The organism is Bradyrhizobium sp. cf659 (assembly GCF_900113725.1).
In the GTDB taxonomy this organism is placed as follows: Bacteria; Pseudomonadota; Alphaproteobacteria; order Rhizobiales; family Xanthobacteraceae; genus Bradyrhizobium.
Genome location: NZ_FOQJ01000001.1, coordinates 144,197 through 158,509, shown reverse-complemented (window position 1 = coordinate 158,509; position 14,313 = coordinate 144,197). Strand labels below are relative to the sequence as shown.

15 protein-coding genes are annotated in these 14,313 nt (G+C 64.2%); all 15 read right to left on the bottom strand.

The window, feature by feature from the left end:
• Genes BM118_RS00815 through BM118_RS00745 form a run of 15 tightly spaced genes read right to left on the bottom strand, consistent with a single transcriptional unit; the run spans position 1 to position 14,124 of the window.
• Complete coding sequence (locus BM118_RS00815; protein ID WP_092180929.1) at positions 1 to 1,509, bottom strand: NADH-quinone oxidoreductase subunit M; 1,509 nt, start codon at positions 1,507 to 1,509, stop codon at positions 1 to 3.
• Positions 1,510 to 3,588: an NADH-quinone oxidoreductase subunit L gene (gene nuoL / locus BM118_RS00810; RefSeq protein WP_092180926.1), complete on the bottom strand. Its 2,079-nt coding sequence runs from the start codon at positions 3,586 to 3,588 to the stop codon at positions 1,510 to 1,512.
• A gap of 8 nt (positions 3,589 to 3,596) precedes the next feature.
• Positions 3,597 to 3,905: an NADH-quinone oxidoreductase subunit NuoK gene (gene nuoK, locus BM118_RS00805; protein WP_092180923.1), complete on the bottom strand. Its 309-nt coding sequence runs from the start codon at positions 3,903 to 3,905 to the stop codon at positions 3,597 to 3,599.
• Positions 3,902 to 4,540, bottom strand: coding sequence for an NADH-quinone oxidoreductase subunit J (locus tag BM118_RS00800; protein ID WP_092180920.1), 639 nt, complete (start codon positions 4,538 to 4,540; stop codon positions 3,902 to 3,904). The genes nuoK and BM118_RS00800 overlap by 4 nt, the downstream gene beginning before the upstream one ends.
• A 9-nt stretch (positions 4,541 to 4,549) precedes the next feature.
• A complete protein-coding gene (nuoI, locus tag BM118_RS00795; RefSeq protein WP_026232873.1) occupies positions 4,550 to 5,038 on the bottom strand; it encodes an NADH-quinone oxidoreductase subunit NuoI in 489 nt (162 codons plus the stop codon).
• A gap of 14 nt (positions 5,039 to 5,052) precedes the next feature.
• Positions 5,053 to 6,120, bottom strand: a complete 1,068-nt coding sequence (gene nuoH, locus BM118_RS00790; protein WP_084302793.1) for an NADH-quinone oxidoreductase subunit NuoH — start codon at positions 6,118 to 6,120, stop codon at positions 5,053 to 5,055.
• 10 nt (positions 6,121 to 6,130) lie between these two features.
• Positions 6,131 to 8,206: an NADH-quinone oxidoreductase subunit NuoG gene (gene nuoG, locus BM118_RS00785; protein WP_092180917.1), complete on the bottom strand. Its 2,076-nt coding sequence runs from the start codon at positions 8,204 to 8,206 to the stop codon at positions 6,131 to 6,133.
• Positions 8,207 to 8,211: 5 nt separating this feature from the next.
• Entirely contained in the window at positions 8,212 to 9,537 is a 1,326-nt protein-coding gene (gene nuoF, locus BM118_RS00780) for an NADH-quinone oxidoreductase subunit NuoF (RefSeq protein ID WP_092180914.1), read from the bottom strand.
• A 15-nt stretch (positions 9,538 to 9,552) separates the two neighbouring features.
• Entirely contained in the window at positions 9,553 to 9,759 is a 207-nt protein-coding gene (locus BM118_RS00775; RefSeq protein WP_092180911.1) for a hypothetical protein, read from the bottom strand.
• Positions 9,759 to 10,370: an NADH-quinone oxidoreductase subunit NuoE gene (gene nuoE, locus BM118_RS00770; protein WP_027559486.1), complete on the bottom strand. Its 612-nt coding sequence runs from the start codon at positions 10,368 to 10,370 to the stop codon at positions 9,759 to 9,761. Before nuoE ends, BM118_RS00775 begins: the two co-directional genes overlap by 1 nt.
• Before the next feature lie 11 nt (positions 10,371 to 10,381).
• Positions 10,382 to 11,359, bottom strand: a complete 978-nt coding sequence (locus BM118_RS00765) for an FkbM family methyltransferase (RefSeq protein ID WP_177233910.1) — start codon at positions 11,357 to 11,359, stop codon at positions 10,382 to 10,384.
• The gene (locus BM118_RS00760) at positions 11,359 to 12,555 is read right to left on the bottom strand and encodes an NADH-quinone oxidoreductase subunit D (RefSeq protein ID WP_092180905.1); all 1,197 of its coding nucleotides are present in this window, start codon (positions 12,553 to 12,555) and stop codon (positions 11,359 to 11,361) included. The genes BM118_RS00765 and BM118_RS00760 overlap by 1 nt, the downstream gene beginning before the upstream one ends.
• A gap of 2 nt (positions 12,556 to 12,557) precedes the next feature.
• Entirely contained in the window at positions 12,558 to 13,169 is a 612-nt protein-coding gene (locus BM118_RS00755; RefSeq protein ID WP_092180902.1) for an NADH-quinone oxidoreductase subunit C, read from the bottom strand.
• Positions 13,170 to 13,180: 11 nt separating this feature from the next.
• Positions 13,181 to 13,768: a NuoB/complex I 20 kDa subunit family protein gene (locus BM118_RS00750; protein ID WP_177233909.1), complete on the bottom strand. Its 588-nt coding sequence runs from the start codon at positions 13,766 to 13,768 to the stop codon at positions 13,181 to 13,183.
• The gene (locus BM118_RS00745) at positions 13,759 to 14,124 is read right to left on the bottom strand and encodes an NADH-quinone oxidoreductase subunit A (protein WP_008136158.1); all 366 of its coding nucleotides are present in this window, start codon (positions 14,122 to 14,124) and stop codon (positions 13,759 to 13,761) included. Before BM118_RS00745 ends, BM118_RS00750 begins: the two co-directional genes overlap by 10 nt.
• Positions 14,125 to 14,313: the final 189 nt, after the last annotated feature.

Here is a 14,313-nt window from a genome sequence, read left to right as displayed (position 1 = left end):
TCAATGGAGCAGTGCGGCGGCCTTCACGGCCGTCACAGCGGTGTTGTAATTGTTGACGAGTTGCTGGACCGAGGCCTCCGACATGTCGAGCACCGGCTTCGGATAGACGCCGAACAGGATCGTCAGCGCGATCAGCGGGAACAGCGTCAGGCACTCCCGGAAGGTGAGATCCTTGATCGTCATCAGCGACGGCTTAACCAGCATCCCGAACACGACCTTGCGGTAGAGCCAGAGCGCGTAGCACGCCGACAGGATCACGCCGGTCGAAGCGAAGAACGCGGTCGGGATTGAGGTCTTGAAGGTGCCGAGCAGCGTCATGAACTCGCCGACGAAGCCGGACGTGCCGGGCAGACCGACATTGGCCATGGTGAAGACCATGAAGGTCAGCGCGTAGAGCGGCATCCGGTTGACGAGGCCGCCATAGGCCGCGATCTCGCGGGTGTGCATGCGGTCGTAGACGATGCCGACGCAGAGGAACAGCGCGCCGGAGACGATGCCGTGCGAGATCATCTGGAACACGCCGCCGGCGACCCCCTGCATGGTGCCGGCGAAGATGCCCATGGTGACGAAGCCCATATGCGCCACTGAAGAGTACGCGATCAGCTTCTTCATGTCCTCCTGCATCATCGCCACCAGCGAGGTGTAGATGATGGCAATGACCGAAAGCGTGAAGATCAGCGGCGCGAAGTCGTGCGACGCGAGGGGGAACATCGGCAGCGAGAAGCGCAGGAAGCCGTAGCCGCCCAACTTCAAGAGGATCGCGGCCAGGACCACCGAACCGGCGGTCGGCGCCTCGACATGCGCATCGGGCAACCACGTGTGCACCGGCCACATCGGCATCTTCACCGCGAAGGATGCGAAGAAGGCGAGCCACGCCCAGGTCTGCAGCGACCGCGGCACGGCTGTGTGCATCAGGGTCGGGATGTCGGTGGTGGCGCCGTTCCAGTACAGCGCCATGATGGCGAGCAGCATCAGGACCGAGCCGAGCAGCGTGTAGAGGAAGAACTTGAACGACGCGTAGACCCGGCGCGGGCCGCCCCAGATGCCGATGATCAGGAACATCGGGATCAGGCCGCCTTCGAAGAACAGGTAGAACAGCACGAGATCGAGCGCGGCGAAGGTGCCGACCAAAAACGTTTCCAGGATCAGGAACGCCATCATGTATTCACGCACGCGGCTCGTGACCGATTTCCAGCTCGCGATGATGCAGATCGGCATCAACGCAGTGGTCAGGATCACGAAGGGCAGCGAAATGCCGTCCACGCCCATGTGGTAGGTGATGCCGGTGGCGAGCCAGTTCGCCTTCTCGACGAACTGGAAGTCCGCATTCGAAGGATCGAAGCGCATGACCAGGATCACCGACACCGCGAAGGTGATCAGCGTGGTCCACAGTGCGATCCAGCGCGAGTTGCGCCGCGCCGCCTCGTCGTCGCCGCGGCTGAGATAGACGATCAGCGCGCCGACCAGCGGCAGGAACGTGGTGACCGATAGAATGGGCCAGGTCGTCATTTACTGGCCTCCAAAGCCGAACATGAACCAAGTGATCAGGCCGGCGACGCCGATCAGCATGGCGAATGCGTAGTGATAGAGATAGCCGGTCTGGATCTTCACGACGTTGCGGGTGACGTCCAGCACGCGGGCCGAGACGCCGTCGGGCCCCAAGCCGTCGATGATGAAGCCGTCGCCCTTCTTCCAGAGCTGGTAGCCGATCCACTTCGCCGGACGGACGAAGATGAACTCGTACAGCTCGTCGAAGTACCATTTGTTGAGCAGGAACTGGTACAGCATCGGCTGCGTGTTCGCGAGCTCGACCGGCAGATACGGCCGGCGGATGTAGAACAGGTACGAGACCAGGAAGCCCAGCACCATCATCACCGTCGGCAGGAAGGCGATGGTCTCGGGGATGTGGTGCATCTCCTCGATGATGTGCGGGTTCATCTTCACGGACTCGCGGAAGAACTCCTCGACGCCGTGACCGGCGAACAGCTCCTTGAACGGGAAGCCCGCGACGATCGAGCCGACCGCGAGCACGCCGATCGGGATCAGAATCCAGAGCGGGGCCTCATGCGCGGCCTCGTAGTGATGCTCGTCATGGGGCTCGCCGTGGAAGGTCTTGAAGATCAGGCGCCAGGAGTAGAACGAGGTCAGGCCGGCGGCGACGACCGTCATCAGGAAGCCGTACATCGCGAACGGATTGTGCGAGGCGTAGGCCGATTCGATGATCGCGTCCTTGGAGAAGTAGCCGGCGGTGAGCGGGAAGCCGGTCAGGGCCAGCGTGCCGACCACCATCACCGCGTAGGTGTAGGGGATCTTCTTCCAGAGGCCGCCCATGTTGCGGATGTCCTGCTCGTGGTGCATCGCGTAGATCACCGAGCCGGAGCCCAGGAACAGCAGCGCCTTGAAGAAGGCGTGCGTGAACAGGTGGAACATGCCGACCGAATAGGCCCCTGCTCCCATCGCCACGAACATGTAGCCGAGCTGCGAACAGGTCGAGTAGGCAACGATGCGCTTGATGTCGTTCTGGACGAGGCCGATGGTCGCCGCGAAGAACGCCGTGGTCGCACCGAAGAACATCACGACGGCCTGCGCGTTCGGGGCGAGCTCGAACAGCGGCGACAGGCGCGCCACCATGAACACGCCGGCGGTGACCATGGTCGCGGCGTGGATCAGCGCCGAGACCGGGGTCGGGCCTTCCATCGCGTCCGGCAACCAGGTGTGCAGCAGGAACTGCGCCGACTTGCCCATCGCGCCCATGAACAGCAGGAGGCAGGTCAGGGTCAGCGCATCGGCGTGCCAGCCGAGGAAGTCGATGGTCTTGCCGGTGAGGCCCGGCGCGGCATGGAAGATCGTCTCGAAATCGGTCGAGCCGGCCAGCATGAAGATCGCGAAGATGCCGAGCGCGAAACCGAAATCGCCGACGCGGTTGACCACGAAGGCCTTGATGGCGGCGGCGTTCGCCGACGGCTTCTGATACCAGAAGCCGATCAGCAGGTAGCTGGCGAGCCCCACGCCTTCCCAGCCGAAGAACAGCTGCACGAGGTTGTCCGCCGTCACCAGCATCAGCATGGCGAAGGTGAACAGCGAGAGATAACCGAAGAAGCGCGGCCGGTACGGATCCTCGTCCATGTAGCCGATGGAATAGAGGTGCACGAGCGAGGACACGGTCGTCACCACCACCAGCATCACGGCGGTGAGCGTGTCGACCCGCAGCGTCCAGTAGACCTGGAGGTCGCCGGAGAGGATCCACGGCAGCAGCGGAATCCGCATGTCATGGTGCATGAAGCCTACATCGACCAGCGTCATCCACGATAGCGCCGCCGACACGAACAGCAAGGCCGTCGTGATCAGCTCCGCCGCGCGCGAGCCCGCCGCAGCCGGCTCGACCGGTCCGTGGCCGTGGTCGTCGTGCGCGTGATCGTCGTGACCATGGTCGTCATGGGCCGCCGACGCGTGCGCATCGCCGTGACCGTGGTCGCCGTGATGCTCGACTTCGTCGCCCGAGGGGTTGCGGGCATGCGCGCCGAACAGCGCAATCAGGCCGGCCAAGATGGCGCCCAGGAGCGGCAGGAATACGATCGCCTGAACCATGACTGAGCTCAGCCCTTCATCAGATTGACGTCCTCAACCGCGATCGAGCCGCGGTTGCGGAAATAGACCACCAGGATGGCGAGACCGATCGCGGCTTCCGCAGCAGCGACCGTCAGCACCAGAAGCGCGAAGACCTGGCCGACGATGTCGCCGAGGAAGGTCGAGAACGCGACGAGGTTGATGTTGACCGAGAGCAGGATCAGCTCGATCGACATCAGGATGATGATGATGTTCTTGCGGTTCAGGAAAATGCCGAGGATCCCGAGCGTGAACAGGATCGCGCCGACCGCCAGATAGTGTCCGAGCCCGATCGTCATTTCACCCACTCCGCCGCATCGGCATCCGAGAGCCCCTGCCCCGGCGCCACCTTGCGCATCGCCATCGCCATCTCGGGCGTGCGCGCGTTCTGAACGTTGATGTCCTGCCGCTTCACGCTCGCCTTGTGCCTGAGCGTCAGCACGATGGCACCGATCATGGCGACCAGGAGCACCATGCCCGCGAGCTGGAAGTAGTGGATGTACTTCGTATAGAGCACGAGGCCGAGCGCCTCGGTGTTCGAGACGTTGGTCGGGATCGCCGCCGTGATCGTCTTGGAGACGCCGGGGTTGATGACCCAGAAGCCGACGGTGAGCAGCAGCTCGAACAGGAAGATGCCGCCGATCACGAGGCCGACCGGCAGGTACTCGATGAAGCCCTCGCGCAGCTCGAGGAAGTCGACGTCGAGCATCATGATCACGAACAGGAACAGCACCGCGACCGCGCCGACATAGACGACGATCAGCATCATGCCGAGGAACTCGGCGCCCATCAGCACGAACAGGCCGGAGGCGTTGACGAAGGCCAGGATCAGGTACAGCACGGAGTGCACGGGATTGCGCGAGACAATCACCATCACCGCCGAGGCGACGCAGATGCCGGCGAAGAGATAGAAGAACAGCGCGGGAAGGATCATGCTCTCATCTCACCGGTACGGCGCATCGAGCTCGATCGCTTTCGCGATCTCGCGTTCCCAGCGGTCGCCGTTGGCGAGCAGCTTGGCCTTGTCATAGAACAGTTCCTCGCGGGTCTCGGTCGCGAACTCGAAGTTCGGGCCTTCGACGATGGCGTCGACCGGACAGGCCTCCTGGCAGAGGCCGCAATAGATGCACTTCACCATGTCGATGTCGTAGCGCACCGTGCGGCGGGTGCCGTCGTTGCGGCGCGGGCCGGCCTCGATGGTGATCGCCTGCGCCGGGCACACGGCTTCGCACAGCTTGCAGGCGATGCAGCGTTCTTCGCCGTTCGGATAGCGGCGCAGCGCGTGCTCGCCGCGGAAGCGCGGCGAGATCGGGCCCTTCTCGAAGGGATAGTTCAGCGTCGGCTTCGGCTGGAAGAAATAGCGCATGGCGAGGAAGAACGCCGAGACGAATTCCGACAGCAGAAGCGAGCGTGCAGTGGCGTTGATGTTGATACCCATGACGGCCCTCACTTCGGCGCGATGCCGGCGAAATGCAGCACGCCGGCCACCACGATCACCATCGCCAGCGACAGCGGCAGGAACACCTTCCAGCCGAGGCGCATCAGTTGATCGTAGCGGTAGCGGGGCACGATCGCCTTCGCCATCGCGAACAGGAAGAACATGAAGAAGACTTTGAGCGAGAACCAGATGATCCCCGGCACCCAGTTGAAGGGCGGCAGGTCCACCGGCGGCAGCCAGCCTCCGAGGAACAGGATCGTCGCCAGCGCGCACATCGTGACGATCGCGACATACTCGCCGAGCATGAACAGCAAATACGGCGTCGAGCCGTACTCGACCATGAAGCCGGCGACGAGCTCGGATTCGGCTTCGACGAGGTCGAACGGCGGACGGTTGGTTTCCGCCAGCGCCGAGACGTAGAACACCACGAACATCGGGAACAACGGCCAGACGTACCAGTTCAGGATGGTGAGCTGCGGCAGCCCGATCAGGCTGGCGAGGCCTCGGGCATGCTGGGCCTCGACCACGGCCGACAGGTTCAGCGTGCCGGCGCAGAGCAGCACGGTGATGATGACGAAGCCGATCGAGACCTCGTAGGACACCATCTGCGCCGCAGAGCGCAGCGCGGCCAAGAACGGGTATTTCGAGTTCGACGACCAGCCGGCCATGATGATGCCGTAGATCGACAGCGACGAGATCGCGAAGATGAAGAGGACGCCGACATTGATGTCGGAGATCACCCAGCCGAGATTGGTCGGGATCACGGCCCAGGCGGCGAGCGCAAGCACGCATGAGACCAAGGGAGCAAGGAGAAACACGCCCTTGTTGGCGCCGGCCGGGATGATCGGCTCCTTCAGCACGAACTTCAGCAGGTCGGCGAAGGACTGCAGCAGCCCCCAGGGGCCGACCACGTTCGGACCGCGGCGGATCTGCACCGCCGCCCAGATCTTGCGGTCGGCGAGCAGGATGTAGGCGATCGCGACCAGCAGGACGACGAGCACCAAGACGCTCTCCGCGACCATGATGATCAGCGGCCAGAGGAAACCGGTCCAGAATGCGCTTTCGAAGAATTCCATCAGATCACGCTCACTCCGCTGCGGTCAGCATCTGCCCGGAGGCAAGCCGCGAGCACTCCGCCATCACGGCGGACGCACGCGCGATTGGGTTGGTCAAATAGAAGTCCTCGACCAGAGGCTTGAACGGCGCCTTCTCAGGCGAGCCGCCCTTGCCTGCCAGCTTCTTGATCTGGTCGGCGGAGCCTACCTCGATCTGGTCGAGACGGATCAGATGCGGCACGGCCTTGAACATCGCCTGGCGCAGGGCGGCAAGCGAGTCGTAGCCGAGCTTCTTGCCGAGCGCTTCCGACAGCGCGCGGACGATCGCCCAGTCCTCGCGGGCTTCGCCCGGCGGGAATGCGGCGCGGCCGGTCATCTGCACCCGGCCTTCGGTGTTGACGTAGATCGCGGACTTCTCGGTGTAGGCGGCCGCCGGCAGGATCACGTCGGCGCGGTGCGCGCCGCGGTCGCCATGGGTGCCGATATAGACGACGAAGGTGCCGTCCGGCGCCTTGATCTCGTCGGCGCCGAGCAGGAACAGCAGGTCGAGCGTCCCGAAGGTCGTCATCTGCGCGGCGTTCAGGCCACCGGCCGCGGCGGAGAAGCCGATGTCGAGCGCGCCGACGCGCGAGGCGGTCTCGTGCAGCACGCCGAAACCGTTCCAGCCGTCCTTGACCGCGCCGACATCCATCGCGAGCTTGGCGGCGGCGGCCAGAATGGCGGCGCCGTCGTGACGCGAGGCTGCGCCCGCGCCGACCAGGATGATCGGGTTCTTGGCGTTCTTCAGCACGTCCATGAAGGAGTGCTTGCCGGCCGCGAGCTCACCGAGCGTCTCGGTGCCTGCGCCGAGATGGTCGTAGTCGTAGGTCAGGTCGGCCTTGGCGCCGATCACGCCGACCTTGAAGCCGCCGGAGCGCCAGCGCTTGCGGATGCGGGCGTTGAACACGGCCGCTTCCTTGCGCGGATTGGCGCCGATGACGAGCAGCGCGTCGGCCTGCTCCACGCCTGCAAGCGTCGGGTTGAAGATATAGGAGCCGCGGCCGAGCGCCGGATCGAAGGCGTCGCCGCCCTGCACCGCCAGATTGCTCGAGCCGTATTTGGCGAGCAGATCCTTCAGCGCGAACATCTCCTCGACACCGGCGAGGTCGCCGGCGATCGCGCCGATGCGCTTGCCGTCGGTACGTGCCGCTTTCGCAGCGATCGCGGCAAAGGCCTCGGGCCAGCTCGCCGCGCGCAGCTTGCCGGCTTCGCGGATATAGGGCCGGTCGAGGCGCTGGGTGCGCAGGCCGTCGACGATGTGGCGGGTCTTGTCCGAGATCCACTCCTCGTTCACGGCCTCGTTGATGCGTGGCAGCACGCGCATCACCTCGCGGCCGCGGGTATCGACGCGGATCGCCGAGCCGACGCCGTCCATGACGTCGATCGACTGGGTCTTGCCGAGCTCCCACGGGCGGGCGGCAAAAGCATAGGGCTTCGAGGTCAGCGCACCGACCGGGCAGATGTCGACGAGGTTGCCCTGCAATTCCGACGTCAGCGCATGCTCCAGATAGGTCGTGATCTCCATGTCCTCGCCGCGGCCGGTCGCGCCCATTTCAGGGGCGCCGGCGACTTCCGCCGAGAAGCGGACGCAGCGCGTGCACTGGATACAGCGGTTCATCGAGGTCTTGACCAGCGCGCCGAGATACTTGTCCTCGACCGCGCGCTTGTTCTCGGCGAAGCGGCTGGTGTCCACACCATAGCCCATCGCCTGGTCCTGGAGGTCGCACTCACCACCCTGGTCGCAGATCGGGCAGTCCAGCGGATGGTTGATCAGAAGGAATTCCATCACGCCTTCGCGCGCCTTCTTCACCATCGGCGAACGGGTGGAGATTTCCGGCGGCTCGCCCTTGGGACCCGGACGGCAGTCGCGCACGCCCCAGGCGCAGCTCGCGACCGGCTTCGGGCCGCCCTTCACCTCGACGAGGCACATCCGGCAATTGCCGGCGATCGACAGCCGCTCATGATAGCAGAAGCGCGGAATCTCGGCGCCGGCGGCCTCGCACGCCTGAAGCAGCGTGTACTCGGCCGGAACATCGATCTCTTTGCCGTCGATGATGAGCTTGGTCATGTCTCTTACTCCGCCGCGACCATGTTCACGGGATCGCGGACGCCGATATCGTCGATGTCGGCCTTATGCGAATACTGGTCGATGCGCGCTTCGATCTCATGACGGAAATGCGCGATCAGGCCCTGGATCGGCCAGGCGGCTGCGTCGCCGAGCGCGCAGATGGTGTGGCCTTCGACCTGCTTTGTGACTTCGAGCAGCATGTCGATCTCGCGCTTGTGGGCGCGGCCTTCCGCCATGCGGGTCAGGACGCGCCACATCCACCCCGTGCCCTCGCGGCACGGCGTGCACTGGCCGCAGCTCTCGTGCTTGTAGAAGTACGAGATGCGGGCGATGGCGCGGATCAAATCGGTCGACTTGTCCATCACGATCACGGCAGCAGTGCCGAGGCCGGAGCGCAGCTTGCTCAAGCTGTCGAAATCCATCGGCGTGTCGATGATCTGCTCGGCCGGCACCATGCGCACCGAGGAGCCTCCGGGGATCACGGCCTTCAGATTGTCCCAGCCGCCGCGGATGCCGCCGCAATGCTTCTCGATCAGCTCACGGAACGGAATGCCCATGGCCTCTTCGACGTTGCAGGGCCGTTCGACATGGCCGGAGATGCAGAACAGCTTGGTGCCGACATTGTTCGGACGACCGATGCCGGCGAACCAGGCCGCGCCACGGCGCAGGATGTCCGGCGCCACCGCGATCGACTCGACGTTGTTGACGGTGGTCGGGCAGCCGAACAGGCCGACATTGGCCGGGAACGGCGGCTTCAGGCGCGGCTGGCCCTTCTTGCCCTCGAGGCTTTCGAGCAGCGCGGTTTCCTCGCCGCAGATATAGGCGCCGGCGCCGTGCGCGACGTAGATGTCGAACGGCCAGCCGTTGACGTTGTCCTTGCCGACCAGCTTGGCCTCATAGGCCTGGTCGATCGCGGCCTGGAGGTGCTCGCGCTCGCGGATGAACTCACCGCGGACATAGATGTAGCAGGCATGCGCGTTCATCGCGCAGCTGGCGATCAGGCAGCCCTCGATCAGGAGATGCGGATCGTGCCGCATGATCTCGCGATCCTTGCAGGTGCCGGGCTCGGATTCGTCGGCGTTGACGACGAGATAGCTCGGCCGGCCGTCGGTCGATTCCTTCGGCATGAACGACCATTTCAGGCCGGTCGGGAAGCCGGCGCCGCCGCGGCCGCGCAGGCCCGACGCCTTCATCTCGTTGATGATCCAGTCGCGGCCCTTGTCGATGATATTCTTCGTACCATCCCAGGCGCCGCGGCGCCGCGCACCCTCGAGCCCCCAGTCATGGAGGCCGTAGAGGTTCTTGAAGATGCGGTCCTTGTCCTCGAGCATATCAGTGCTTTCCGATCAACGATTGGACTGCTTGTAGGCAAGTCCGGCGGCGCAGACGGCGAAGGTCAGCGCCCAGAGCAGGCTGGATTCCAGCGACGCGTTCAGGCTGAAACGCTGAAGCAGGAAAATGAACGTGGCCGCCACGGCGGCATGCATCGCGATGAAGCCCCACTTCTTCATGGCACCGCTCCCCTGCACGGCCGGCGACGAGAGATCCCGCATCAGGTGATCTCCTTCAGCGTGGTCGGCCCGGTGATCGGCGCCGAGAACTGGCGGCCGTTCTGCGGACCGGGCTTCGGTGGATTGCCGGAAGCAAAGCCGTCGAGCACCTTGCCAAAGCTCTCCTTGGTCAGGTCCTCATAGGTGTCCTTGCCGATCAGCACCATCGGTGCGTTCACGCAGGCGCCCAGGCACTCGACCTCTTCCCAGCTGAAATTGCCGTCCTTGGAGAGATGGAAGGGCTCGTGATGGATGCGGTGCTCGCAGACGTGGATCAGGTCCTCGGCGCCGCGCAGGCGGCACGGCGTAGTGCCGCAGACCTGGACGTGGGCTTTCTTGCCGACGGGGGCGAGCTGGAACATCGTGTAGAAGGTCGCGACCTCGAGCACGCGGATATAGGGCATGTCGAGCAGGTCGGCGACGGCGCGGATCGCGGCTTCCGACACCCAGCCTTCGTGCTGTTCCTGGACGCGCCAAAGGATGGCGATGACAGCGGAGGCCTGGCGGCCGGCCGGATATTTCGCGATCTGCTGCTTGGCGAACGCGAGGTTCTCCTCCGTGAACGCAAAGCTCGCGGGCTGGACTTCCTTCGGTGCTAATCGGCGGACGGACATCTCTCAATCTCTCACTGCATGCGGCGCGCGGTCTTGGCATTCAGAGTCTTGGCATTCAGGGCATCGATCCTGTCCTGCCAGAATGCGCTTGCGGTGCCGAAAACGTTGTAGCCGACGTGGGTCGAGACCTTGATGCGGTCGAGGATCGACAGCTCCTTCACGGTCTCCATCCGTTTGCTGCGCGGATCGAACACGATCAGCTTCAGCGGGGTCTGTTCGAGGATGTAGCGCGACACCGCGTGGCTGCGGTCGCTGCCGTGCTCCTCGCACATGATGACGCTGTCGGTCTCAAGCAGCCGGGCGCCGCCCTTGATCGCTTCGATCTCGACGCCCTCGACGTCGAGCTTGATCAGGTATTTGCCGCTCGCCGCAACCTTGCCGTCGTCGATGAGGTTGTCCAGCGCGATGACCGGCACCTCCTCGCCGCCCGACGACGGATCGCCGGCGATGCTGAAGGCCTCGTGCTTGGTGCCCGACAGCCGCGCGGTGCCGCGAGCGGCGCCGATCGCGCATTTCAGGGTCTCGAAGCGGCCAGCGTTGACACGCGCGTTGTTGGCGAGCTTCGGATAATTCTGCCCCGACGGCTCGATCGCGATCGCCTTGTGCGAGCCGAACGGCCTGCTCGACACCAGGATCGACCAGTAGCCGTAATTGGCGCCGCAATCGAGCAGCGTGTAATCGACGTCGATGGAGTCGGCGAACAGGAGCTCCAGCTCGTCCTCATAGTTATAGGAGCGGTTGAGCAGCTTGCTCCAATAGCCGTCGCCATAGGGGAATTCGAACACGGCGTCGGGATTGAGCCTGATCGCGATGTTGCGCTCGGGCAGCGTTTTCCGCAGCAGGTTCGCGCAGGCGATGTAGCCCATATGCGAGAAATGCGACGAGATCTTCGATCCCGTCACCAGCGCCAAGGCAGCCGTCCGCTCCCACAGGTTGGCCCCTTCAAGGGCCCCCGAGGCGCGGTCAAACTGGATTGGCGCTTGCGCCATCACCGATCGACCTCTCCGAACACGATGTCGAGCGAACCCAGGATCGCCGAGACGTCGGCGAGCAGATGCCCGCGGCAGATGTGGTCCATGGCCTGGAGATGGGCGAAGCCCGGCGCGCGGATCTTGCACTTGTAGGGCTTGTTGGTGCCGTCGGCGACGAGATAGACGCCGAACTCGCCCTTGGGCGCCTCGACCGCGGCGTAGACCTCGCCGGCCGGCACGTGGACGCCTTCGGTGTAGAGCTTGAAGTGGTGGATCAGCGCTTCCATCGAGCGCTTCATCTCGCCACGGCGCGGCGGCGCGACCTTGTTGTCCTCGACGACGACGGGGCCCTTGCCCTCAGGCGCGTTCAGCTTCTCGATGCACTGCTTCATGATCCGCACCGACTGGCGCATCTCTTCCATGCGGATCAGGTAGCGGTCGTAGCAGTCGCCGTTCTTGCCGATCGGAATGTCGAAATCCATCTCGGCGTAGCATTCATAGGGCTGCGACTTGCGCAGGTCCCAGGCCGCGCCCGAGCCGCGCACCATCACGCCCGAAAAGCCCCACTCCCAGGCTTCCTTCAGCGGCACCACGCCGATGTCGACGTTGCGCTGCTTGAAGATGCGGTTGGCGGTGAGCAGGCGATCGAGGTCGTCAACCACCTTCAGGAACGGATCGCACCAGGCCTCGATGTCGTCGACCAGCTTCTGCGGCAGGTCCTGATGCACGCCGCCGACGCGGAAGAAGGCCGCATGCATGCGGCTGCCCGAGGCGCGCTCGTAGAACACCATCAGCTTCTCGCGCTCTTCGAAGCCCCACAGCGGCGGGGTGAGCGCGCCGACGTCCATCGCCTGCGTGGTGACGTTGAGCAGGTGCGACAGGATGCGGCCGATCTCGCAATAGAGCACGCGGATCAGCTGGCCGCGGCGCGGCACCTCGATGCCGAGCAGCTTTTCCGCGGCGAGGCAGAAGGCGTGCTCCTGGTTCATCGGCGCGACGTAGTCGAGCCGATCGAAATAAGGGATCGCCTGGAGATAGGTCTTCTGCTCGATCAGCTTCTCGGTGCCGCGGTGAAGCAGGCCGATATGCGGATCGACGCGCGCGACGATTTCGCCGTCCAATTCGAGCACGAGGCGCAACACACCATGGGCCGCAGGATGCTGCGGTCCAAAATTGATGGTGAAATTTCGGAGGTTCTCAGGTTGTTCGTTCATGATCAGACCTTCGGCCCCGCCTTCTCGTCACCGGGAAGCGGATAGTCCGCCCCTTCCCACGGCGAGAGGAAATCGAACTTGCGGAATTCCTGGTTGAGCCTGACAGGCTCGTACACCACCCGCTTCTCCTGGTCGTCGTAGCGGACCTCGACGAAGCCGGTGGTCGGGAAATCCTTGCGCAGCGGATGGCCCTCGAAACCGTAATCGGTGAGGATGCGGCGCATGTCGGGATGGCCGACGAAGAACACGCCATAGAGATCGTAGGCCTCGCGCTCGAACCAGTCGGCGCCGGGGAACACATCGATCAGCGACGGCACCTGGGTGGTCTCGTCGGCTTGAGCCCTGAGCCGGATCCGCGCGTTCAGCGTCGGTGACAGAAAGTGGTAGATCACGTCGAAGCGCTTCTCGCGATCCGGATAGTCCACCGCCGTGATGTCGGTGAAGTTGACGAAGCGGCAGCTCGGATCGTCGCGGAGGTACTTGACCACCTCAACGATCTTGCTGGCCTCGACATCCACCGTCAGCTGGTTGAAGGCCACCGAATGACCGGTGGCCGCGCCCGGAAGCGCGCTAACGATCGTTTGCCCAAGGGCGTCGAGCTTGCCGTCGTCCATGACGTAAAACCTTAGCGTTCGATGGTGCCGGTGCGCCGGATCTTCTTCTGAAGCAGCAGCACGCCGTAGAGCAGCGCTTCCGCCGTAGGCGGGCAGCCCGGCACATAGATGTCGATCGGCACGATGCGGTCGCAGCCGCGCACGACCGAATAGGAATAGTGATAGTAGCCGCCGCCATTGGCGCACGAGCCCATCGAGATGACGTAGCGCGGCTCGGGCATCTGGTCGTAGACTTTGCGCAGCGCCGGGGCCATCTTGTTGGTGAGCGTGCCTGCGACGATCATCACGTCGGACTGACGCGGCGAGGCACGCGGCGCGAAGCCGAAACGCTCGACGTCGTAGCGCGGCATCGACACCTGCATCATCTCGACCGCGCAGCAGGCGAGACCGAAGGTCATCCACATCAGCGAGCCGGTGCGCGCCCAGGTGATGAGGTCGTCGGTCGCGGCCGTGAAGAAGCCCTTGTCGGACAGCTCGGAATTGACCTCGAGGAAGAACGGATCAGTGGCCCCGACCGGCTTGCCGGTGGACGGATCCAGAATGCCCTTGGGGGCCGGCGCAATCACCGGACCGGTGGACGATGCAGGGTTCAATCCCATTCCAGTGCCCCTTTCTTCCATTCATAGGCGAAGCCCACCGTCAGCACGGCGAGGAACACCACCATGGACCAGAAGCCGGTCGCGCCAAGCTTGCCGAACGCCACCGCCCAGGGAAACAGGAACGCCACCTCGAGATCGAAGATGATGAAGAGGATGGCGACCAGGTAGAAGCGGACGTCGAACTTCATGCGGGCGTCGTCGAAGGCGTTGAAACCGCACTCATACGCCGACAGCTTTTCCGGGTCCGGCTGCTGGAACGCCACGATGAAAGGCGCGATCAGCAGCACGAGGCCGATGAGGCCCGCTACCCCTATGAAGACGACGAGTGGAAGATAGTTCTGTAGAATGCCGCTCATGGCGAGCCCTTTTTCCCGCGACGTCGGGGGAGCCGCGGATTCGTCCCGATTTGGAATTATTCTGAGCCTTAGCGCAGTGCACCAATGGGCGCAAGACACGCTCTTTTTAGGCCCTTTGCCGCCCCAGAACGGTAGGAAATCCCGGAATCACCCCGCGGCTGGTATGGAGCAGATCGACCGCCCCAGCAA